At 33.3% G+C, this 23,251-nt stretch carries 21 protein-coding genes; 11 read left to right on the forward strand and 10 right to left on the reverse strand.

Annotated features, from left to right (window positions below; translation table 11 throughout):
* Positions 1-86 precede the first annotated feature (86 nt).
* Positions 87-2,918, forward strand: coding sequence for a glycoside hydrolase family 2 TIM barrel-domain containing protein (locus tag Q0857_RS09765; RefSeq protein ID WP_298534446.1), 2,832 nt, complete (start codon positions 87-89; stop codon positions 2,916-2,918).
* Positions 2,919-2,923: 5 nt separating this feature from the next.
* The gene (locus tag Q0857_RS09770) at positions 2,924-4,240 is read left to right on the forward strand and encodes a glycoside hydrolase (RefSeq protein ID WP_298534449.1); all 1,317 of its coding nucleotides are present in this window, start codon (positions 2,924-2,926) and stop codon (positions 4,238-4,240) included.
* Between the two features lie 360 nt (positions 4,241-4,600).
* Here the strand turns inward: Q0857_RS09770 and Q0857_RS09775 are convergent, their stop codons facing one another.
* The 4 genes from Q0857_RS09775 to Q0857_RS09790 form a co-directional block, all read right to left on the reverse strand.
* On the reverse strand, positions 4,601-5,323 hold the full coding sequence (locus tag Q0857_RS09775) for a head GIN domain-containing protein (RefSeq protein WP_298534452.1): 723 nt from the start codon (positions 5,321-5,323) through the stop codon (positions 4,601-4,603).
* 117 nt (positions 5,324-5,440) lie between these two features.
* Entirely contained in the window at positions 5,441-7,231 is a 1,791-nt protein-coding gene (locus tag Q0857_RS09780) for a PspC domain-containing protein (RefSeq protein ID WP_298534454.1), read from the reverse strand.
* Entirely contained in the window at positions 7,228-7,569 is a 342-nt protein-coding gene (locus Q0857_RS09785) for a PadR family transcriptional regulator (RefSeq protein WP_298534457.1), read from the reverse strand. The genes Q0857_RS09780 and Q0857_RS09785 overlap by 4 nt, the downstream gene beginning before the upstream one ends.
* 235 nt (positions 7,570-7,804) lie before the next feature.
* Positions 7,805-8,251 (reverse strand): DUF4870 domain-containing protein, encoded by a 447-nt coding sequence (locus Q0857_RS09790; RefSeq protein ID WP_298534460.1) that lies wholly within the window; start codon positions 8,249-8,251, stop codon positions 7,805-7,807.
* Positions 8,252-8,653: 402 nt separating this feature from the next.
* Here Q0857_RS09790 and Q0857_RS09795 point away from each other — a divergent pair, with 402 nt between their 5' ends.
* The 8 genes from Q0857_RS09795 to Q0857_RS09830 all read left to right on the forward strand — a co-directional run bounded on the left by Q0857_RS09795 (position 8,654) and on the right by Q0857_RS09830 (position 16,943).
* The gene (locus tag Q0857_RS09795) at positions 8,654-11,494 is read left to right on the forward strand and encodes a T9SS type A sorting domain-containing protein (RefSeq protein ID WP_298534464.1); all 2,841 of its coding nucleotides are present in this window, start codon (positions 8,654-8,656) and stop codon (positions 11,492-11,494) included.
* A 209-nt stretch (positions 11,495-11,703) separates the two neighbouring features.
* Positions 11,704-12,159, forward strand: coding sequence for a DUF4442 domain-containing protein (locus Q0857_RS09800; RefSeq protein ID WP_298534467.1), 456 nt, complete (start codon positions 11,704-11,706; stop codon positions 12,157-12,159).
* 137 nt (positions 12,160-12,296) lie between these two features.
* Positions 12,297-13,097, forward strand: coding sequence for a TIGR00266 family protein (locus Q0857_RS09805; protein ID WP_298534470.1), 801 nt, complete (start codon positions 12,297-12,299; stop codon positions 13,095-13,097).
* 124 nt (positions 13,098-13,221) lie between these two features.
* Positions 13,222-13,419 carry a hypothetical protein gene (locus Q0857_RS09810; RefSeq protein WP_189360808.1) on the forward strand — a complete coding sequence of 66 codons (198 nt, stop codon included), beginning with the start codon at positions 13,222-13,224 and terminating at the stop codon, positions 13,417-13,419.
* Positions 13,420-13,492: 73 nt separating this feature from the next.
* Positions 13,493-13,879, forward strand: a complete 387-nt coding sequence (locus Q0857_RS09815) for a hypothetical protein (RefSeq protein ID WP_298534479.1) — start codon at positions 13,493-13,495, stop codon at positions 13,877-13,879.
* Between the two features lie 198 nt (positions 13,880-14,077).
* Positions 14,078-14,860 carry an MbnP family protein gene (locus tag Q0857_RS09820; RefSeq protein ID WP_298534482.1) on the forward strand — a complete coding sequence of 261 codons (783 nt, stop codon included), beginning with the start codon at positions 14,078-14,080 and terminating at the stop codon, positions 14,858-14,860.
* A gap of 57 nt (positions 14,861-14,917) precedes the next feature.
* Positions 14,918-15,973: a cytochrome c peroxidase gene (locus Q0857_RS09825; RefSeq protein WP_298534485.1), complete on the forward strand. Its 1,056-nt coding sequence runs from the start codon at positions 14,918-14,920 to the stop codon at positions 15,971-15,973.
* 10 nt (positions 15,974-15,983) lie between these two features.
* Entirely contained in the window at positions 15,984-16,943 is a 960-nt protein-coding gene (locus Q0857_RS09830; RefSeq protein WP_298534488.1) for a hypothetical protein, read from the forward strand.
* A gap of 4 nt (positions 16,944-16,947) precedes the next feature.
* Here Q0857_RS09830 and Q0857_RS09835 read toward each other — a convergent pair whose 3' ends face one another.
* Positions 16,948-17,886 (reverse strand): hydrogen peroxide-inducible genes activator, encoded by a 939-nt coding sequence (locus Q0857_RS09835; RefSeq protein WP_298534491.1) that lies wholly within the window; start codon positions 17,884-17,886, stop codon positions 16,948-16,950.
* 100 nt (positions 17,887-17,986) lie between these two features.
* On the opposite strand from Q0857_RS09835, the gene Q0857_RS09840 reads away from it, so the two are divergent.
* Positions 17,987-18,466, forward strand: coding sequence for a Dps family protein (locus tag Q0857_RS09840; protein ID WP_298534494.1), 480 nt, complete (start codon positions 17,987-17,989; stop codon positions 18,464-18,466).
* Positions 18,467-18,520: 54 nt separating this feature from the next.
* On the opposite strand, the gene Q0857_RS09845 is transcribed toward Q0857_RS09840, so the two are convergent.
* The 5 genes from Q0857_RS09845 to Q0857_RS09865 are packed head-to-tail and all read right to left on the reverse strand — an operon-like array spanning position 18,521 to position 23,222.
* Positions 18,521-19,852: a DUF58 domain-containing protein gene (locus Q0857_RS09845; protein ID WP_298534497.1), complete on the reverse strand. Its 1,332-nt coding sequence runs from the start codon at positions 19,850-19,852 to the stop codon at positions 18,521-18,523.
* 46 nt (positions 19,853-19,898) lie between these two features.
* A complete protein-coding gene (locus Q0857_RS09850) occupies positions 19,899-20,261 on the reverse strand; it encodes a DUF805 domain-containing protein (protein ID WP_298534500.1) in 363 nt (120 codons plus the stop codon).
* A gap of 2 nt (positions 20,262-20,263) precedes the next feature.
* A complete protein-coding gene (locus Q0857_RS09855) occupies positions 20,264-21,334 on the reverse strand; it encodes a MoxR family ATPase (protein WP_298534503.1) in 1,071 nt (356 codons plus the stop codon).
* A gap of 2 nt (positions 21,335-21,336) precedes the next feature.
* Entirely contained in the window at positions 21,337-22,542 is a 1,206-nt protein-coding gene (locus tag Q0857_RS09860) for a DUF4350 domain-containing protein (protein WP_298534506.1), read from the reverse strand.
* Entirely contained in the window at positions 22,539-23,222 is a 684-nt protein-coding gene (locus tag Q0857_RS09865; RefSeq protein WP_298534508.1) for a hypothetical protein, read from the reverse strand. The genes Q0857_RS09860 and Q0857_RS09865 overlap by 4 nt, the downstream gene beginning before the upstream one ends.
* Between the last annotated feature and the right edge of the window lie 29 nt (positions 23,223-23,251).

A 23,251-nucleotide genomic window follows, 5' to 3' on the forward strand; every position in this document is an offset into this window, starting at 1 on the left:
AATAACTTCCCTTAGATTTGAGACCGTAATAGTTAGAAGATTAAATTTATTAGCTAAAAATTACGTCAATTTTAACTAAACTATATATGATGCAAAAATTAAAACCACTTCTAGTTGTATTCATGGTTCTTTTACAACAATTCGTTGTGGCTCAAGACAGTTTAAAAACTGAAATACACTATCTGTCTGGAACGGATAAAGATAATTTAGTGGAATGGGATTTTTATTGTTCTGATGGAATGAACAGTAAAAAATGGACAAAAATAGGTGTGCCGTCTTGTTGGGAATTACAAGGCTTTGGTAATTATAACTACGGTCATGATGCTAAATCTAAAAAAGAAATACATGACGAGCATGGACTTTATGAACATGTATTTCAAGCACCAATAGAATGGGGAAATAAAGAAGTAAGGATTGTATTTGAAGGCGTAATGACTGATGCTGAAGTAAAAATTAATGGACAGCTTGCTGGAGAAATTCACCAAGGTGCTTTTTATGAGTTTAAATATTCAATTTCAAAACTTCTTAAGTACGGAACTAAAAATATTTTAGAAGTTAAGGTGAATAAAGTTTCTGAAAACGAATCCATTAATCATGCTGAGCGAAATGCAGATTTTTGGATTTTTGGAGGGATATTTCGCCCCGTGTACTTAGAAATTTTACCAAAAGATCATATAGAGCGAGTAGCAATTGATGCAAAATCTGATGGAACACTAAAAACTGATGTCTTTTCAACATCAAAAAAAGTAAAATCAATACGTTTATCCTTATCAAATTTGAATGGAGAAGACGTACAAAATTTAACAATTGAAAGTTCGAATTTAACTGATAAATGGCATGTTTCAACCAAAGCTAAAAACATAAAATCATGGAATCCTGAATCTCCAAACCTTTACAATTTGAATATTCAAATTTTAGATAAAAAAGGAAAAGTATTGCATCAAGTCATTAAGCGTATTGGTTTTAGAACTGTTGAGGTTGTAGAAAGTGATGGTATTTACGTTAATGGTCAGCGCATTAAGTTTAAAGGCGTAAATAGGCATTCGTTTTATCCATCTTCTGGAAGGACAACATCTAAAACATTAAGCATAGAACATATAAAGATGATGAAAGATATGAATATGAATGCGGTGCGAATGTCTCATTATCCGCCAGATGTACATTTTCTCAATGCATGTGATTCTTTAGGTTTATTTGTTATTGATGAAGTTTGCACATGGCATTCACCGCATTTAGACACCAAAGTTGGTGAAAAAATTGTAAAAGAAACTGTTATACGCGATGTAAATCACCCTTCAATTTTACTTTGGGCAAATGGAAATGAAACAGGTTGGAATAGCGAGTTGGATGACGATTATGCTTTTTGGGATATTCAAAAACGAGAAGTAATTCACCCTTGGAATATTTTTAATAAAACCAATACCATGCATTACCCAAGTTATCACATTTTTGCTTACGATACTTACGCGAAAGATAAAATCTATTTCCCCACTGAATTTTTACATGGATTATATGATGGAGGTCATGGTGCTGGTTTAGAAGATTATTGGAAACAAATGTGGAATATGCCGCTTTCTGCTGGTGGTTTTCTATGGGATTTTGCAGATGAAGCTGTGGTAAGAACAGATAAAAATGGTGTTTTAGATACTGACGGTAACCATGCTGCAGATGGTATTGTTGGACCTTATGGTGAGAAGGAAGCTAGTTATTTTACAATAAAGGAAGTATGGTCTCCTATTCATATAGAAGAGCGGTACATTAAACCTGATTTTAATGGTGTTTTTAGAGTTGAAAACCGGTATCATTTTACCAATCTAAAAGCTTGTAAAATGACTGCTAAATGGGTGCGTTTTAATGGACCGCATGGCAACACTGATTTTGAGATTATTTCTGAAAGCCATGTAGAATTACCAGATTTAGAACCTTTAGCTAAAGGCGATTTTAAGTTGAAGTTACCTGAAATTTGGCGAACAGCGGATGCTTTACATTTAACAGCAACTAACAAACATGGTAAAGAAATTTTTACATGGACATATCCTGTTAAAACACCCAAACAAAGCAATAAAGCCCACATGAAAATTTCCAATAACGGAAAAATCTCAACATGGGAAGAAAATGGATTGGTTTATGTTTCATCCAACAATATGCGCTATGTGTTTTCTAAAGAAACTAGTGTGTTAAAAGAAGTTCAAAAAAACGAAAAAGTAATTCCGTTAAGTGATGGTCCTATTATTTTCAATCATAAAGACAAAATTGAATCTGTCAAGGTTAACATTTTAGATGATAGAGTAGAGTTAATTACCATTTTTGAAATGACTGATAAATCTCCAACCTGGGCACAACATAAAGAATATAGTTCCGATGTTATTAAATGGACAATCCATTCAAACGGATTACTTGATTTGTATCTTGAAATTAAAGGAAAGAAAATAGTTAAAGGCTTTAAAGGAATAACATTTTCTTATCCAGAAACAGAAGTTTTAGGTGTGAAATGGCTAGGAGATGGCCCATACAGAGTTTGGCGTAATAGAATGAAGGGTACTAAGTTTCAAGTTTGGGAAAACGATTATAATAACACGGTTACAGGCGAATCTGGTTTTGTGTATCCTGAGTTTAAAGGCTTCTTTTCAAGTTTGTATTGGATGAAATTAAAAGGAAAACATGATAATGGATTTACAGTGTATTGTAATTCGGAAAATACATTTTTGCGAATGTTAACGCCTCAGCAACCAAAAGAAGATCCAAATCATAGAGTTTCAGTAGATTTTCCAGAAGGTAATATCTCATTTGTAAAGAATATCCCTGCAATTGGCACAAAGTTTCAAATGGGAGATAAAATGGGGCCACAGGGGAATTCTGAAAACTATTTTGGAAATGATGATAACCCCATTGTAATTAATTTGATTTTTGAATTTTAAGAATTATGAAAAAAAATAAAAGAATTGTATGTCTTCTTGTTTTAATGGTTTCGTTGGTTTCATGTGAAACTTCTTTAAAGATAAACATTGAAGAGAATAAAGACAGTTTTGAGTTTCCTTTCTTTATACCAGAAGACAAGCCAGATCGCCCTTTAAGTGCTGCCGTAGCGCGAAATTATGACGCATATGAATCGATAAGACCTGAGCAAACAGAACTATATACACAATTTAAGTACACGGAATTAAAGGGGTTTGATTATAATAATGGAGACGGTACTATAACACGTCGAGATCCTTCTAAAGTGATCTTTGAAAACGGTAAGTATTATGTTTGGTATACTTACAGGCACACACCGGTAAAACCTGTAGGAATGGCTCGTGCTAAAGAAGCGAATGACACTATTCCTTCTTCAGATTGGGACTTATCTGATATATGGTATGCCACTTCAAATGATGGCTTTATTTGGGAAGAGCAAGGGGTTGCTGTGCCACGTCCACCAAAACCTCAACCTGGATGGCGTTCGGTTACAACCACAGATATTTTAAAATGGAAGGGCAAATATTATTTATATTATCAGGCATTTATGGAAGCGAGTGGTCTGAGAGGTGATTTTTGTCCTGTAGCGGTATCCTATTCCGATTCGCCAGATGGTCCATGGATATCTGCTAGTAAAGTTGTAATTCCAAATGGCTCGGAAGGTTCTTGGGATCAATATTCTATTCATGACCCTTATCCTCTGGTACATGATGGAAAAATTTATCTTTATTATAAAGGAGATTTTGATAAAAAACCAGATTTAAAACCTTCAAAGATTCGTATGCAAGGATTGGCTATTGCAGAAGACCCATTAGGACCATTTGTTAAGCATCCACTAAATCCTGTGATAAATTCTGGTCATGAAACAACATTGTTCCCCTTTAAGAAAGGTGTAGCGGCAATAGTTCAACGGGACGGACAGGAGCATAACACTATTCAATATGCTGAAGATTGGGTTAATTTTGAAATTGCTTCAATTACTGAATTATTGCCAGTTGCTGCAGGACCATATATACCAGATGCTTTTACAGATACTAAAGATGGGAAAGGTATCTCTTGGGGGATTTCCCATTTTATAAATGCGGGCGGGGACTGGAAGTATAATCATACTATTCTGACACGGTTTGATTGTGACTTGAGTGTAAGTATTCATGATGACCAAATGAAGAAGCACTATTATAATTATTCTCCCGAGTTTTATTATAGCAAGCACGGACTGAGTGAAAAGCAACGTGCGAGAATTGAACAGCAAACAAGTAATTTAAATGAAAATAAAAAGGATTAAATTATTTATAGTCTTGGTGTTACTTAATTGTTGTTTATATGCAGGCATAAGTTTAAATTAATCAGTAAGTTAGTATAACTCATATAGCTTGATGTCAAGCAATGTTTAGATCGTTTTTAAAAAATCATGACGCACGGGAATGGTTTGCTGATGAAAATGGCGTGTCCATTTGGATTGGAAACTCTACAGTGTATTTGCTTAAAGAAGCAATTAATACCCCGAAACATTTATAAGACTTAGGAAAATAGTTTTTCAATTTCCTTTACAAGATTGAGTGAGAATGTTTAGTTTTTTTACTAAAAAGAACACTCCTAAGTTTCTATTTCAGGAGTGTTTTAGTCTTAGATTGTTTAAGTAGAGTCATTTCTTTTCTATACTTCCAGAAGGATTGTCCGTTTTGTTCACTTTTACAGGGTTGCCATAGTACATTATGTCACCCCCGCTACTCGCATTCGCTATTAGTTCTTTTGAAGTGTTTATAGTAATGTCTGCGCCACTAGTAGCTTTTACACGACTAGATTCTGCCTGCAAATCTGCTGCTTTTATGTCACTCCCACTTGTAGCTTCAGCATTTAGTTTTGAAGTAGTGCCAGATATGCGCATATCACTACCACTTGTCGATTTACAGTTTAAAACAGATGTGTTAACACTTAACTTCATATCGCTACCACTGGTTGATTGCAGTTCCAAACTTTCAGTAGAAATCGTGTTTGTTGAGTAAACATCACTACCACTGGTTGAAATGATGCTTGAAATATCCTTGAAACTCACTATGATTTTCTTTGAAGTAGCAGAGCCTATATTCTGTTTTGTATGTATTTTTAATACTCCATTTTCAATTTCGGTTATAATTAGGCTTTGTAAATTTTCATCTGCTTCCACTAAAATACTTTCATTATCACTTTGCGTTAAATAAACATCTAAACCTTCTGCTGCTTTTATCGTGGAAAAAGGTTCATTTGTAGTTCTATCTTCAGTGACTACATCCCCGTTACCCTTGACTCCCATGTTGATATCGAAATTACAAGAGAAAAGGGATAAACTTAATAATGTGGCTATAATAATTTTGATGAGTGTTGTCATGATTGTTCGTTTTTTGATTGATGATTAATTTATGTTTATTGGTTGTTCAAATATCTGTTTTTTGTTTTGTGATTAATAACTTAAATATCTGAAATGTTGTTTTTTAATGACGAGTTGTTAGTTTTCAGTCTGTATGTCTATACCGTTAGAATCAATATTAACCTTTACTTCTTCTGTTTCCGCTTTAACACCATTTTCGTCAATTTTTATGCGGCTATCATCGGCATTGATTTCTATACCATCATCATTAATTTTCACACCTTCAGTATCTACAGATATATCAAATTCTTCGACAGGGCAATCCAAACATTCAGAATCGTTATCAAGTATTCTCATAAAATGATTTGTGCTTTTGCTCGAAATTACATTGCCATTATGTTTTCTATAGTTAAGAAACGCTTTCGTACTGTTGTTGAAATAAACAACTGTCTTTTCAGGAATATAAAGAATGATGTCAATTTCTTGGTCGCTATATTTATTTATAGGGTCTGTGGTTAAGTAAGCGTCAAGAATTAATGTTTTGTCTCTAAGCTCGAAGTTGTAATTAATGTTTTTGGCACGATCAATGGCTTTATCATAACTGCTGCCATCGGCACTTTTTTCTATGGCAATAGTTGCGATACTGTCAGTGGTAGATTTTACTAAAATCTCAATATTTGACGCATAAATAACTTTATCTCCATCATTATTATGGGCTAATTTGAAGTTGTTTCTACCTCTGTAAAACCCAGCATTATAGTTTTCATTATGAGTCATTTTAATATTCAAAGTATCTGCAGCAGTAATAGGAATTTCCGTTTTTTCAATATGGTATTCTTCAAAAGCATGTTCATTAGCCTGACGAATTCCTATGACTACCAATGCTACTATAGATAGTAACCATAAGCCCAATAGGGAGAACTTAGCAATGTTACCAATAGATTTTAAGTTGTTTATAAGAATTTTAAGGCCAAGATAAAACAAGAAAAAGAACGGAATACCAACTGCAAAAAATGCTAAAAGGGATACTAGCCATATTGGTGTGTTTCCCGTGTTTGCAATATCTACTAAATCAAGTCCAGGGATATTTATAATATCCACAATGCCTAATGAAAACAAACCAATTATAAGGCCAATAAGTGTTGCCGCTCCAATAATAATGAGTAATATGCCAATAAACTTCGCGAGTACTTTAAAGAAAAACATAATCACATTACCTACTGCATCGAAAAAAGTTTGAGATGATGATTTTATCGAGTTTGCCCCTTTCTTAACATCTACATTTTTGGCAGCGTTCGAGACAGAATCCGACACATTTTTGGCAACACCGCTTACGGTATCTGTTACACTTTCAAAGCCATCTTTTATTTTTTTTTCTATGTTACTTATGTTAACAGGTTCCCCCGTCATCATTAGTTTTTCGGTTGTCGTTTTGGCTTCTGGTACTAATATCCAAAGTAAAATATATAGTAAAATACCAGTTCCAGCTCCAAAAATGAGTAGAATCCATGCGAGTCTAATCCATATAGCATCTATGCCAAAGTAATGGCCCAGACCAGAAGATACTCCGCTTATATATGAGTTTTCAGTGTCGCGAAATAATTTTTTTGATGGCGTTGATTTTGCTTTGTATGCCGGTTGTGGTTCATCTTCAAAAATCTCATCATCTACAAGGTAGTCTTCGGGCTGTCCCATAACTGAGATAACTTCGTCCACCTCTTTAATTCTAATGACTTGTTTTTCGTTCTGTACACGCTCACTAAATAGTTCTGCTATGCGAGCTTCTATATCGGCTATGATTTCAGATCGACCTTGCGAGTCGGTAAATGAACGTTTTATAGCCTCAAGATAGCGTTGTAATTTTAAGTACGCATCTTCATCTATATGAAAAAATATACCTGCTAAATTTATGTTGACTGTCTTATTCATTTTTTTGTTGTTTTTTGGCTTGTTACTATAGTTACTGCATTATGTAATTCACTCCAAGTTGTGTCTAATTCTTTTAAAAATAGTTTTCCTGTTTCGGTTAAACCATAATATTTTCTTGGTGGTCCAGATGTAGATTCTTCCCAACGGTAATTAAGAAGTCCGGCATTCTTTAATCGCGTAAGTAAAGGATAAATAGTACCTTCAACTACGAGCAGCTTAGCGTCTTTTAAGGTGCCTAAAATCTCTGCTACATAAGCATCATTGTCTTTTAAGACAGATAGTATGCAGAACTCTAAAACCCCTTTGCGCATTTGTGCTTTTGTGTTTTCTATCTTCATAGTGTCATTCGTTTAATGTTGTAAAACTGTTCATTTTTTGATTGATTTTATACTAAAACAAGTTCAGTACAGATTGATGATTATATTGATGAAATTTTTATCTTTTTTGGCGTTACCACAAGGGTCGGGCTTTACGATACAAGTCCTCGCTCGTACCTCGCTGTGGGCTTTTCACTGCAATCCCTAACGCAGTATTGTATTCTAATAAAGTCTTCGTTATGAGTCATGATATGTTTTATTTTAAAAAATTGATGGTTAGTGGGTACTGAAATAACTTGCCGTCTCTAGCTTTTAAACTAGCCATAATTATAAAAATAAGTTCTAGTATAAAGCCAATAATGGCTAAAGCTCCTAAACCACCTCCAATGTATAGTAAGAGAGAAGGCTTTCCTAAATTGATATGGAAATCATTGAATCCATTAAAGTCTATAAACTCAATTCCGTTAAATATTTTAAAAATGAAAAACGGAATAGTAAGGGTTCCTAAAATTATGGCGTAAAGCAAAATACTTATTTGAAAGTTTATAGCTTGCTTCCCATGTTCATCTATAAACTCAGATTTATCCTTATTACTAACCCATAAGATGATGGGACCAATAAAATTTCCAAAAGGGATAATAAACCTGCTAAAAGTAGATAAATGAATAAAAGTGGCGATGTTTTTTTGATGACTGGTTAACATGATTTTTTTGATTGATGTTAAAACATATAATAGTTTCTTATGCAAATATATGTCTAAAAAAAGGTATTATGTTACGCATAGTACTAAAAATTAACATAAAATTAACATTTTTTAAAAAGAAGAACCACAGAAAAGTAACTTCAATCTTCATTGACTTAAAACTTTTTTTTAATGAAGTAAAATGTCAGTTATCACAAAAAGAAGGATTATATCTAAAAAACAGCTATTAGTATAGTTATTGTAAAGTGATAAAAACCCTTGTGTTTAAAGCTATTTACTAGTATTGGTGTATCAATAAATTACATTCAAGGTTTCAGTGAGGTTACTTAAATTTTTTACCCATGGTATCTTAATTCTGCTTCTTAAAATGTAATAATCAATAACAACTAAAATTAAATAAGAATGAAATTAAACATTAAACATTTAGCATTATGTTTTGCTATTTTATTGAATTGTCAAGTGTTTTCTCAAGCACTTGGTTATGATAACCATCGAATTGCTATAAGTGCAGATGGAAACAATCAAGCCGATGATCATCCTGAAGCACAATGGCCTAAGGCCGATCCTGATGATTGGAGTGGTACACCTGCAGCATTAGCTATGCTTGCAAAAGCAGGATTACAAGATAAATTAGTGCATTATTCATATAATAATTTTATTGGTGCTCCAGCGCATACGTCTTCCATAAATTATATGGCCGATGCTGTAAATGGTGCCATTCAAAGATGGGGTTTTGATAGTACACGGTTTTTTGATGTTCCTGTAAATCCATCCACAGCTATTACGCACTTAGTAAACGAAATTAAAAAATCTACGGAAAATAATCCTTTGTTTTTTATACACATGGGGCCTTCTGAGTTTTTCTATCAAGCTGTTGAGCAAGTTGTAAACGATGGCGATTTAGATCCTCTTTCTCATGTACAAGTAATTTCTCATAGTGGATACAATGATAACCATTTACGAAGAACGGCTCACCATACCATGGCGCAAACTATTACACTAAGTGGAGATAGAATTAAATATAAGAAAATTCAGGATCAAAATGGTTGTGATAATGTTGCAGTAAAGTGGTGTTCGGGAACAGATTTTTCACCTTATTATTGGATACGTGATCATGATAGAGAAGATATTAAATGGTTATACTCCCGATTAATATTCCACCCATCTAATAAAGCTGATATGTCAGATGCAGGTATGGTATGGTATTTACTTCTTGATGATGAGTTTGGAAATCCAAATAAATTCGAAAATTTTGTAGGTGAGGGTGTAGCGCCAGAAGTAATTACAACACCTTGTCAAGATTTTAGTTTTAATGGCGTGCAAGACTTCGAAATGTCGCAAATAGATCCTTATGTAATAAGTTATAAAGATGTAGGAAGGAATGCAATTGCCGTAGACGCAGTGCAGTATAAAGACCAATTTGGTGCAACCCAAAAAGTGTTTGATGGCCCAACTGGAAACTATGACATTACGATAACAAGTTTAACCGAAGAAGATGGAGAGAGTACATATCGCCTTAGAATTTCTGGAGAATTAGTAGGGTCTTTCCAAAACCCTGTTGCAATCACTGATATGGCACCTTTTACGCATACTTTTACGGATGTTGCAATTAAAAAGGGAGATGTTTTTCAGATAGAGTCTAACACGCATTCCAATGGTACTATTCCTGAAGGTGATGGATTTGCATGGGCTCGTGGGCGTTGGAGATCTGTTGATTTTCAATGTGTTGAGGTAACAGCAAACGATCCAGAAGAAGAAGATTGCGACCCAGAAGAAGTGGACGGGTTATTGGTTTTTGAAGCCGAACGTTTTAACCTGCAAGGTGCGTGGAAAATAGGAAATGATGCCGCTAAAGCATCAAGTGGTAAATATATTTACTATGATGGTCCTAACTCTTATCAAAATGTAAACTCAGCAAATAATATTTCATATACTTTTAAAATAAACAATCCGGGAACTTATACCTTTAAATGGACAATGAGACAGCCGCCAGAAGAACAAGGAAGTGATCTAGGTAATGATGCCTGGTTTTATTTTTCAAATGATATTGCTCGAGGAAATGGAGGGGTCGTTTTAAAACAATTTTACAAGTATGTAGGGCGTAGTGATGATGATTTCACCTTGAATGGTGCAGCAGAAATTAGTCATGAATCTCATGGAGTAAGTGTTGTTTTTCCTGAGGCTGGAGATTACACCTTAAATTTAAGTGGTCGTTCACATGGTTTTCAACTAGATAGAATTATTTTATTTAAAGATAGAAACCTAGCCGATTTACCATCAGAAATTGCACTTATACAAGAAACTAATACTTGTGAAGAAGAAGAAGAAAATCCTACAGGCGAAGAAGTCGCTTTGGTTAATCCTTTTACCACCTTTGAAGACAGTTTATTAGAGATGCCTTTAACAGTGAGTTATATTGCCGTTGAAACAAGGTCTATTGTGGTTGATTTAGCAGAACTAAACGGGAATGTTATTAGTTCTAGTATTGTGGAGGTAGATGCAGGAACAGGTGAGGTACCAGTAACCATTTCACTAAGTACACCATTACAATGGGGGAAAACTTTTAAAATAGTTACTTCTATGAAATCGGTTACAGATGACACTACTATAAGAAAAGTGCAAAATGGTTTTTCTATAGACGCTAATCAAGACTTAAATGTCTCAACTTTTGTTGAATACCCCACTATAATTAATAGTACTAGAAATGTAATAAAAGTACGTTATGAGACCGATAAAAATAGAGACATCGTAATACAATTACTAAGAAATAATAGTTGGAGAGTTAAAACAATAAAATTTGGGAATCAACCAGCAGGGACTCACGAAAAAGAGTTTGTTTTTAACCTAGATAATTTACCTCCCAATGGTGGAGGGTATCAGTGGCGCGTATTTATAAGAGTTTTAGGCGTAGGATGGCCTGGGAATTTGGAATTGAAAGATACAGAAGTTATAAAGGTAGATTCAAACTACCTGTCTACTGATGAATTTGATATTTCGGATAGTAAAATTAAAGTCTATCCAAACCCATTTGAAAACAGTCTTAAAGTAGATTTGCCGGCTAATCATGATTTTAACTCCTTGGATATTATTGATTTACACGGAAGAGTGATCTATTCTGAAGACATCAAAGGTCTTTTAGATTTCAATTTGAAAAATGCAGATTCAATAGTAAAACAAGGCATATATATTTTGAAAGTATCTAGTAAAACTAGCTCAAGGACTTTAAAGTTGGTAAAAAAATAAGGTATTCCTCTATCTTAAAGGAATAGTTATTAAGTTAAATCCCAAGCTTCAATGAAGCTTGGGATTTTTTTGTTTAATTTTTTTAAAATTTAACGGATATATTTAGGCGTTTTTTTCGATGTAAATTAAACTAAATATAAAATTAGCACAACATTATTATAAAATCTTATCTTGTTTCGAAAATGCGGATATAATAAAATAGTGAATTTATGAAATTGACTCCAAGTAAACTAAATACTTTTAGCATGCTAAAGCTGCCATCTGCGTATCTATGTGGTGTGAGAGTAAAGCATATTGATGATGAAAAGTGCAAGGTATCTGTAAAACATAGATGGATAAACCAGAATCCATTTAAATCTATGTTTTGGGCAGTACAAGGTATGGCAGCCGAGTTTTCAACAGGAGCTTTAATGATGTCTAAAATACAAATATCAGGAAAGCGTATTTCTATGTTAGTGACTTCAAATCAAGCAAGATTTACAAAAAAAGCTACTGGTAGAATTCATTTTACATGTCAGGATGGACATTTAATTGATGAGGTTGTGCGTAAAGCCGTAGAAACAGGTGAAGGTCAAACGGTAGATTTAAAATCAGTTGGAATTGATGAGATTGGGGACGAAGTGTCGACGTTTACTTTTGAGTGGAGTATTAAAGTTAAAAGTTAGTTTATAGTTTCAATAGTTTACTTAAAGCCTGTGGTTAATCGGCTTTGAAAGCTAATTATTTAAAAAACGATGTAACAAAACTCTTGACAGATCAACATATAAACAAATAAATCTTTAAACGAATAAACTTTTTCAAAATGACAGCACACGAAATTGATTATAAAATCTACGGAGAAGAAATGCAGTATGTAGAAATAGAATTAGACCCAAATGAAGGGGTAGTTGCAGAATCAGGCAGCTTTATGATGATGGATGATGGTATACAAATGGAAACCATATTTGGAGACGGTTCTCAAAAAGACTCGGGATTTTTAGGAAAAATATTAGGAGCCGGAAAGCGAATATTAACTGGAGAGAGCTTGTTTATGACAGCTTTTTATAACAATCTTTCAGGAAAGCGTAATGTGTCTTTTGCATCACCGTATCCTGGAAAAATTATACCCATTGATTTATCCCAATTTGGAGGCAAATTTATTTGCCAAAAAGATGCTTTTCTATGCGCAGCAAAAGGGGTGAGTATAGGTGTCGAATTTTCAAAAAAGTTAGGTCGGGGACTTTTTGGAGGCGAAGGCTTTATTATGCAAAAGCTTGAAGGCGATGGAATGGCTTTTGTTCATGCCGGAGGAACCATGGCAATGAAAGAATTAAAAGCAGGAGAAACCTTAAGGGTAGATACAGGGTGTATCATTGGTTTTGATCAAACTGTAGATTATGATATTGAATTCGTAGGGGGTATTAAAAACACAGTATTTGGAGGCGAAGGTTTGTTCTTTGCTAAGCTTCAAGGCCCAGGCACGGTATATATTCAATCCTTACCATTTAGCAGGCTAGCTGGTCGCGTTTTAGCTTCGGCACCAAGAGGTGGAGGTAAAGATAAAGGGGAAGGTAGTATTCTTGGAGGTTTAGGTGATTTATTAGATGGCGACAACCGATTTTAAAATGTTAATTTTGTTCTAAAAAGCCAATTTTACGCAATTTTTTAGTACATTTAAATGTTATTAAAACAAGAAAAGCCTATAAAAAAATCTACTATTTATTAAAACCTAAACCTAAACAAAAAGAATGGCAAGAGCAATGCTAGAGTACACAAAGACTGTACTCAATAAAGTCAGTTTTGACACCACATTGTTTTGCAAAGAAGTACAAAAGGCGTTACAACGTTTATTGCCTTATGAGATAGAAGAGCTTAAAATTTTTATTCATTCTCTAGTACAGCAAAACCCAGAGTTAGATCAATGTTTAATTTATTTAAAACCATAAAAAAAGCGACCAAAAGGTCGCTTTTTTAATATTTATTGATAATCTATTATTTATATTTGCAAAAAAAGTTAGATTGCAAAAAAGTATTGCCATACTATTATTCTTAGTTCTATCAGTAAGACCCGCATATTATTTAGGGCAAGTGGCATACTACCAGTTAAATATAGACTACATTATTGAAAATTATTGTATTAATACTGATAAGCCTGAACTACAGTGTAATGGGAAATGTCATTTAGCGAAGCAAATTCAAATTGAAACTAATGAAGGCTCGCAGAATGGGAATTTAAATACAATAGCTATTTTAGAATGTTTTTATTCTATTTTTAATAACCCTCAAGATTATTCTTTTACACACGATAAATTGTTTTTACCCCAAAAAACAAAGGATATAAACAACTACATGAATACATATTCGTTCTTACACGATATGACTTTATTCAGGCCTCCCATTATTTAATTTAAAATAAAGCTTGATCTCTAATCAGGTTTAATTGTGTGCTGCTAATACCACTAAGTGGTGTGGTATGCCTTTTTTTAATGTCCTTTATTGAAATATGACTGCGGGAAACCAAGCATATTTTCGTGGGATAATCATATTACCATTAGGCTATATGGTGCTTGCCTTAAAAGCATATCTATTTTAAATTAAATATTAATGAAAATTATAAAATTCGCATGTTTAATCATGCTAGCCATATCAATCCTATCATGTTCATCTGATGACAATGAAGAAGTTATCACAGGGTCAGGTTCTATAACAGTAGAATTTGATAATGCTTATCTAGATTCTGATTTGTTATTAAACACAAGTTCTTACAACGCTTCAGGTACAGAAAAAATTAAAATATCTAAAGTAAAATATATTGTTAGTAATATTAAGTTGGAAGATGAAGATGGTCATGTTTATGTAGTACCCAAAAATGAATCTTACTTTATTGTTGATGAGTCCAATGAAGATTCTCAAATGATTGAATTATCGGATGTGCCAGCAGCAAATTACACTAAAATCACTTATGGTTTAGGTGTAGATCAAGCAAAATATTTGGAAGGTGCCGATGGTCAAGGAGACTTTTTAACCAAAGCACAGGAAGCTGGCATGATGTGGTCTTGGCAAGCAGGTTATAAGTTTTTTGTGTTTGAAGGTTTGTATACATCCGATGATACAACTACTGAAACCGCATTTGCATATCATATGGGAAGTCATGGAACAGCACTAGATAATTATAAAGAAATTAGTATGACTTTAGCTAACACTGCTCGAGTAAGAACAGATATGACTCCAATAGTCCATATCGTTGCTGACTTGTCCAATACGCTTATGGGAGATACTGAATTTAAATTAGACGATGCTCCGCAAATTCATGTTGATGCTGTAAAATCGCCTCAAATAGCTACTAACGTTAGTGGAATGTTTATGGTGCATCATGTGCATAATTAATAACATAATATAATTAGCTTGATTAAGTATATTCCTAATCAAGCTAATTTAATGGTTATGAAAAAAACAATATTAATTATAGCTTTTATATGTTCGTTATGGTCATGTTCTGATGATGATAATGAAGCTTATATACCCGGGCCAATGGCTCTAGAGGTTGAACAACCTTCTAACTTTCCTGAAATAAAATACGCCCTGGAGGCTAATACCCCAACAGATGCTGGATTTGAGCTTGGTAAAAAGCTTTTTTATGAAGGAAATTTATCATCGAGCGGTATCATTTCATGCGGATTCTGCCATGAACAAGCTTCAGCATTTACGCACCACGGACATACTATTAGCCATGGTGAAAATGGATTGGAAGGTTTTAGAAATACCCAACCCATCCAAAATTTAGCATTTTTTGATGAATTTACTTGGGATGGGGCAGCGATTCATTTGGATTTGCAGCCAATAATTCCTATCACTGCTGAAGTTGAAATGAACGAAACGATTCCTTCGGTTTTAGAGAAGCTTGAAAACCTGCCTGAATATCCACAGCTATTTGAGAAGGCTTTTGGTACAACAGAAATTAATTCTGAACGTATGCTTAAAGCATTATCTCAGTTTATGGTTATGATGGTATCTGCAAACTCAAAATACGATAAAGTAATGCGACAAGAAGAAGGCGAACCTTTTACAAGTTTAGAGCAGACAGGGTTGACTCTTTTTAAAAGTAAATGTGCATCTTGTCATGCTACAGATTTGTTTTCAGATCAGAGTTATAGAAATAATGGAATCCCGTATAACCCAAAACATATTGAAGAAAAAGGAAGGCAACGTGTTTCTGGGTATGAATCTGATTTTTACAAATTTAGAGTGCCGAGTTTAAGAAATATAGAAATGACTTTTCCATATATGCATGATGGGCGTTTTGGAACTTTAGAGGCAGTACTAAACTTTTATTCAGATGGCATGGTTGAAAATGGAGGTGAAGTAGATGAGCAATTGAAAAAAGCAGATGGTTCGTTAGGAATTCATTTAAATACTAATGAAAAGGAAGCTATTATAGCATTTTTAAAAACATTAACCGATAACGAGTTTTTAAATGATAAAAGGTTTGCAGAATTTTAAAGTTATTTGGATGAGTTTGACGTTGATGCTTCTACCTTTTGTTAATGAAGCTAAGACTTGTTGCTCAAATGATAATCATTCACATAGTTTGTTTGAACCAACATGTGATCTTTGTGGGTGTTCTACAAGCGCAGGTAGTTTTGGTTTTGGATCACTAAAAAATTCCAACTTTGTTGGTTTAAGGTATATCTATCAGAACTATGAGTCTAAAGATGGTATTTTTGAAAACTCCCCAATCAGCAAAGAGAGTTTTAATACCTATCAGATATGGGGGCGTGTGCCAATTACGGAGTCATTTTATGTGAGCAGCATTATTCCATATCAAGATTTGTATCGCACTTTTCAGGACAGAGTAGAACATATTAATGGACTAGGTGATATGAATGTTATTGGTTGGTATCAGTTCACATTTTATAAGAAACAAAAAGATGCTGAAGTAGTTTTTAGTGTAGATCGAGAACCATCTGGTCACAGAATACAAATAGGAATCGGAGCAAAATTTCCTACAGGTGCGTTTGAAGAAGAACTTACGGATCGGGTTAATCCTGGTTTTCAATTAGGTACGGGAAGTTTAGATGGTGTTTTTTCTTTAAATCACGGGTATAGCGGCAGTAAAATAGGCGTGAATACTACGGCAACATATTACCTTAAAACCGCAAATAAAAATGATTATCGTTTTGGTAACCAGTTTAGTTTAGCTTCAAATGTTTATTACTCATTTCCAAAAACAACACACATTATTATGCCTTTTGTTGGGGTTTCAGGAGATTTTTACAATTCAATTGAGCAGTTCGGAGAAATACTACCTGAAACTAGTGGCGAGAGTTTTAGTGGCGCTATTGGTTCTGAGGTGGTGTTTAATAGATTTACCATTGGAGCTAATTATACCTTCCCCATTCAACAAAGTTTGTTTGGCGATAATGTAGAAGCTATAAATAAATTATCGGTTTACTTGAATTTAACGTTATAACATTTTATTTAGGAAGCGGGCTAATGATTTTTACATTTTGAAAAGCAATAGCTCCTCTAATAATACCAGAAATCACATCTTGTAATGCTTCTATAATTTGCATTTTAAGTTCGCTTTTATGATAAATGATGCTTACTTCCCTTGCCGGAGAGGGTTCATTAAAGAAGTGTAAATTTTTCTTCTCTTTGTCATGTATCTCAAGAGTATGTAAGTAAGGAAGTAGGGTCATGCCAAGGCCTTCATTTGATAATTTAATTAAGGTTTCAATACTACCGCTTTCTAATTGAAACTGATCGTCTGAATGGTTTTTAAAAGCTTTACATAAATTAATAACACCATCTCTAAAACAATGCCCATCTTCAAGTAATAACATGTCGTTTATATCTAAATCCGTAACATCAATTTTTTTATTGCTATGCAAACGATGACCTTCTGGAATGTAGCTCACAAAAGGTTCAAAATAAAGTACACGTTCTTTAATATTTTCGTCTTCTAATGGCGTTGCCGCTATAGCAGCATCCAAATGACCATCTTTGATTCTAGCTATAATCTCTTCAGTGGTTAACTCTTCAATTTTTAACTTTACTTTTGGGTGCCTTTTAATGAACGTTTTTAAAAACATAGGAAGTAACGTAGGCATGATTGTTGGAATTATTCCCAACTTAAATTCTCCCCCAATAAATCCTTTTTGCTGATCTACAATATCCTGAATTCTATAGGATTCATTTACAATATTTCTAGCCTGAGTCACAATTTTTTTACCAACTTCAGTTAGCTCTATTGGCTTTTTACTTCTATCAAAAATTTGAACATCCAATTGGTCTTCGAGTTTTTGTATTTGCATACTAAGCGTAGGCTGAGTAACAAAACATTTTTCGGCAGCTTTTGTAAAATTTTGGTTTTCGGCAACAGCTAAAACATAATATAATTGAGTTATTGTCATGATATCAAATTAGGCTATAAATGTATAAAAACTATCAATTAAATCTATGGAAATAAAGGTTAATTATAAGTTATGTTTGTTGTAATAAAATAAAAAAATTATGACATTAAATAGTTTAGGATTAGATACGTTCAAAACAAAAGAATTGGCAAGTGATTTGAATCATTTATTAGCGAATTTTCAGATATATTATCAGAATTTAAGAGGTATTCATTGGAACATAAAAGGGAAGCGATTTTTTGATTTGCATGTGAAATTTGAAGAGTTATATACCGATGCCAATGTTAAGGTTGATGAAATTGCAGAAAGAGTGTTAACGCTTGGTGAGACACCTTTACATACCTTTGAGGATTATTCGGCAAAGGCTGTAGTACCTGTTGGCAAAAATATATCTCAAGATGAATTAGCTGTAACTTTAATTATAGATTCATTGACAGCCCTTTTAAAGATTGAAAGACAAATATTAGAGCGGTCTGATGAGGCTAATGATGAAGGAACTAATTCCATGATGAGCGATTTTATTACAGAACAGGAGAAGACTGTCTGGATGATGAAAGCTTGGTTAGGGCAATCAGTATAAGTGTTTAACCGATTAATATTAAAAGGCAGCTAGATTGTATTTAGTTGCCTTTTTTTATAGTAGACCTCTAGCTTTAATTTCAAGGTATTTATTAATGCTATCTATCGTTAGGTTTTCAGGAATAGTTAAGATGGAGTAGATACCATATTTTTGGAGTTCGTTAACTATTAAACGTTTTTCAAACGCAAATTTTTCTGCAATAACTTTATCATAAACTTGTTGAACGGTTTCGGCTTTGTTTGAAATGAGTTCGCTTAACTCTGTGTTTTTAAAGAAAATAACCACCAGTAAATGGTTTTTGTTAATAGCTTTTAAATAGGGTAGTTGCCTTTCTAGGCCATCTAAAGTTTCAAAATTGGTATACATTAAAATGAGGCTACGCTGTGTTATATGACGTTTAATATTTCCATATAATCTACTAAAATCACTTTCATGAAAATCAGTTTTTACATTGTATAGGGCCTCTAAAATAAGCTGCATCTGAGAACTTCTTCGTTCGGCGACAACAACATTTTCTATGCGTTTCGAAAATGATAGCATGCCAGCTTTATCATGTTTTTTCAGAACCACATTGCTTATAACTAAGGCTGAATTAATAGCGTAATCTAAAAGACTTAAACCATTAAAAGGCATTTTCATTATGCGGCCTTTATCTATAATAGCATAAACAGGTTGAGATTTTTCATCCTGAAATTGATTTACCATAAGCTGGTTTTTCTTGGCGGTAGCCTTCCAGTTAATGGTTCTTAAATCATCACCTAAAACATAGTCTTTTATTTGTTCAAACTCCATAGAGTGCCCCAAACGCCTCACTTTTTTAAGCCCATATTCTGATGAATTTTTGTTGATGTTTAATAGTTCAAACTTCTTTAATTGTAAAAAACTAGGGTAGGTAGGTACCATATCGTTACTATTAAATGTAAAACGTTTAGCAACAATATTTAAAACAGAGCGGGCATAAACGTTTAAACTACCAAAATGGTATTCGCCGCGTTCAATAGGTTTTAGGTGGTATTGAATTTCTTTAGATTTACGATAAGAAATTGTTTCCTTAAGCTTAAAATCTCTAATTTGAAATTGCTCAGGTATTTCATCAATTATTTCTAAATGAATAGTGTAACTGTAATTGTTTGAAATATTTAGTTTAATAAGATTACTATCCCCATTTGAAAACTTGTCAGGGACTGTACGTGTGGCTTCAATTTTGTGTTTTCCTGCAAATAAAATTATAATATCTATAAAAAATAAGAGCACTAAAATAAGAATAGAAAGTTGTGCAATGTTAAATAAAATTGGAATGAAATAGCTTAAAGCAAATAGAACCACAATGCCTATGCCAGCATAAAAAAAACGTGGTTGTATGTAAAATGCCTTAAGGAGTTTCAAAATTTGATTAGAAGATTTATGTGAATTTTTTTAAAATAATAATAGATTATTCATTCTCAATTGGCTTACCTATTTGATCTATGTCCTCATGATTGCCAAGGCCTTTTGGGTTGTCTCCATATTCATTTGGGCCATAGTCACTATCTGCAAAAATCATCCATAACTGATAAAAAGGAATAAGTTGATACCAACCGCTATTTCCCCGGTCATGGCATCTTTTGGCTCCTTGAACAATTAAAATATAAAATAGGGGAATAATGATAGCAATTTGAACATAATCAGCATACTCAAAACCATAAAAACCACTAACAAATACAAAACCATTTACAATAATGGTGTATCCTAAATAAGTAAGGCCATACTCTGTTCTTCTTATTCTTCCTTCTGAAGATAAAATATTTTTAAACATAATTACCTAGGTATTTCAACGGTTTCAATAATTTGTTTTATAATCTGCTTACTAGAAATACCTTCCATTTCACGTTCAGGGGTAACAATAACTCTATGGTGCAAAACTGGTATGGAGGCACGTTTAATATCTTCAGGAGTAACAAAATCTCGCCCTAACATAGCGGCAAAAGCTTTACTCGATTTTAATATGGCGATAGAGGCTCTTGGTGATGCGCCTAAATATAAAAAGGGATTGCTTCTGGTAGCCACAATAAGTTGCGCGATATATTTAAGCAAATGCGATTCTACTAAAACTTGAGATACTAAATTTTGATATTCTGCAATTTGAGAAGCGGTTAAAAATGATATGACTTCATCCGTTTTTACTTTATCCTTTAATTGATGCTCTCTAGAAAGTATCTCTATTTCTTCTTCCAAATTCGGATAATCAACATCTATTTTAAAAAGAAATCGATCTAATTGTGCCTCGGGTAATCTATAAGTACCTTCTTGCTCTACAGGATTTTGAGTAGCTAAAACCATAAACGGACTATCAAGCTTGAACTTCTTTCCGTCAATAGTGATTTGTTGTTCTTCCATAACTTCAAATAAAGCGGCTTGTGTTTTCGCTGGAGCTCTATTAATTTCATCAATCAAAATCATGTTTGAAAAAATGGGCCCTTTTTTAAATTCAAACTCTGAATCCTTTAGATTAAAAACTGAAGTTCCTAAAATATCACTTGGCATTAAATCTGGAGTGAACTGAATTCGACTAAAACCAACGCTTAAAGACTTAGCTAATAATTTAGCAGTAATGGTTTTTGCTACACCAGGAACGCCTTCAATTAGGGAATGTCCTTTAGCAAGGAGTGAAGCAATAAGCATATCTATCATGTCAGTCTGACCGACAATTATTTTTCCAACTTCAGCCTTGATTTTTTGAATACTTTGCTGAAGTTCGGATAAATCTAAACGGTTTTGAAATTGTATGCTGTTATCATCTTCATTTGGACCGCCATCATTTGAAACTTTTGTGGGTTCCTGTTGTGGAATGTAATTTTGGTGATCTTGAGGCTCTTTGTTTTCGTCCATAATTATTTTGAATAAAATGATTCAATATGTCTGTTTAATTTAATTAAGTTGTCTTCGAAAAACTCATTTTTCGTTCTCAACCAATTTATAAAATCAATTACTTTTTTAACATCCTCCTTTTTTTTGGTTGACTTAGAGGTCAGTTTTTCTATAAAGCTGTCATCAAGTATGGCCGTGTCGATGTTATAATCGGTTCTTATTTTTTCTAAAAAGTACATTATTTTTTTATTAATTAAGTTTTTGTGGTCTTGCGTTTCAAAGTATAAATTTGATACTGTTTTTACAAAACCCACCGTAGTGTTTTGTAGCGGTTTAATTATTTTAATAATACGTTGTCTGCGTTTTGCATTAAATATCATAAAAAGAATACCAAAAACGATAGCTGTGTACCATGCCCACCGAAACGAAAGCTGCTCAAGAAACCAACTGAGGTTAGACTCTTTTTCAACATGGCCATCATAACCTGTTTGAATTTTAGTGTAGGAATCGAAATAAAGATCTTTTTCGGGTAAATATGACAAGATGCCCTGAGCATACTCATATCTGTTATCTTTTAGGAGGTTGTAGTTTGTGAAAGCTTTGGGTTCAGTATGCAGATAAATTAATCCATCACCAAAGGGGATTTCAAGAAAGTTAACATGCTTATAATCAATTTTTGAATGGCCAAGTACTTTGTAATTTATGGAATCAAACCTTGAAAAATAGCAGTCACCATTATTTCGGTCTATTTTTATGTTTTTAACATCAAGGTATTTTAAAGATTGATACGAAATACTATCGTTTTTATTTTCAATAAAGCCAATATCTATACCTAAAGTATCGTGTATTTTTTGATGATAATTATAATCAGAAATAAATAAAGTATGACCAGAATTCACGAAATTGAGAAGCTCATCTACAGATTCATCCTCTAAATAATTAGAATTTCCAATAATCATGAAACTGCCTTCTGCCACATGGTCTCCAAAACTATTTTCAGCATGTGCTTTTAAGTAGCTTGCCGGTTGGTGGTAAACTGTTCTAACTTTATTGTTTTTAAAAAGCTTGGGTAATTCTTTATAAAGTACACTTACACCATATGGTTTGTTGCTTTTTTCGTTAAAAGACTCTTCCCAATCAATAGTTTTAGTACGTTTTATACCAATAAAAATAGAAGCGGTAACAACTAGAATTGCTATTAGGATTAGAATAGGGAGTACTTTCTTCATTTCTCAACCTGTTTTAAAAGGGTTTCAAAATTAACTTTAGCTTTCTCGTACTTTTCGAAGGGTAAATGAAATTTTCCATACCAGATGTAATTATAGAGATAAGAAGTGTAATCAAAATCTTTGCTAAAGGACTTGCCTCTTATTTCGTTTAAATACTCACTATTTGTTTTGTCATCTTCAAACTTAATATAATTTTTAATACTTAATGTTTTTAATACCAGTAAATAATAATAACGTACCGCTAGTCTATAATCATTATTGTTTTCAGCATTTTTAATGAGGTTATTAATGTCTGTGCCTTCAATGTTCTCTGCTGTGATATTGTCGTAGCTATTTATTGTTTTATTCTTTTTTGTAGAAAACAACCTTGAGCCACCTTCATTTACTAAAATGTAAATTAAAAATAGAACGGCTCCAGCAATAGCTAAATAAAAGAGCCAGTTTAAAGGGCCGAGGTTTATAGATAGTTGATCGTTATTATTTTGCTCTTTTTGTTTGGGTTTGGCATTTTTGAAATCTTCATAATTTCCAGACCCAGGAGGTGTATGACCAACATAATCTTCACCTTCGTAATTAAATTTATCACTAGAATAACGTTCTTTAAAATCATCATCGAAATAGCGAGAGGTCGCAATAGATTGACTGAAGTGCGTTGCATAGACTTGATTACACGGTCCCATGAAAAATAAACAAAAAAGTATATGTAGGA

Origin of the sequence: uncultured Algibacter sp., from assembly GCF_947495925.1 — a bacterium.
In the GTDB taxonomy this organism is placed as follows: domain Bacteria; phylum Bacteroidota; class Bacteroidia; order Flavobacteriales; family Flavobacteriaceae; genus Algibacter_E.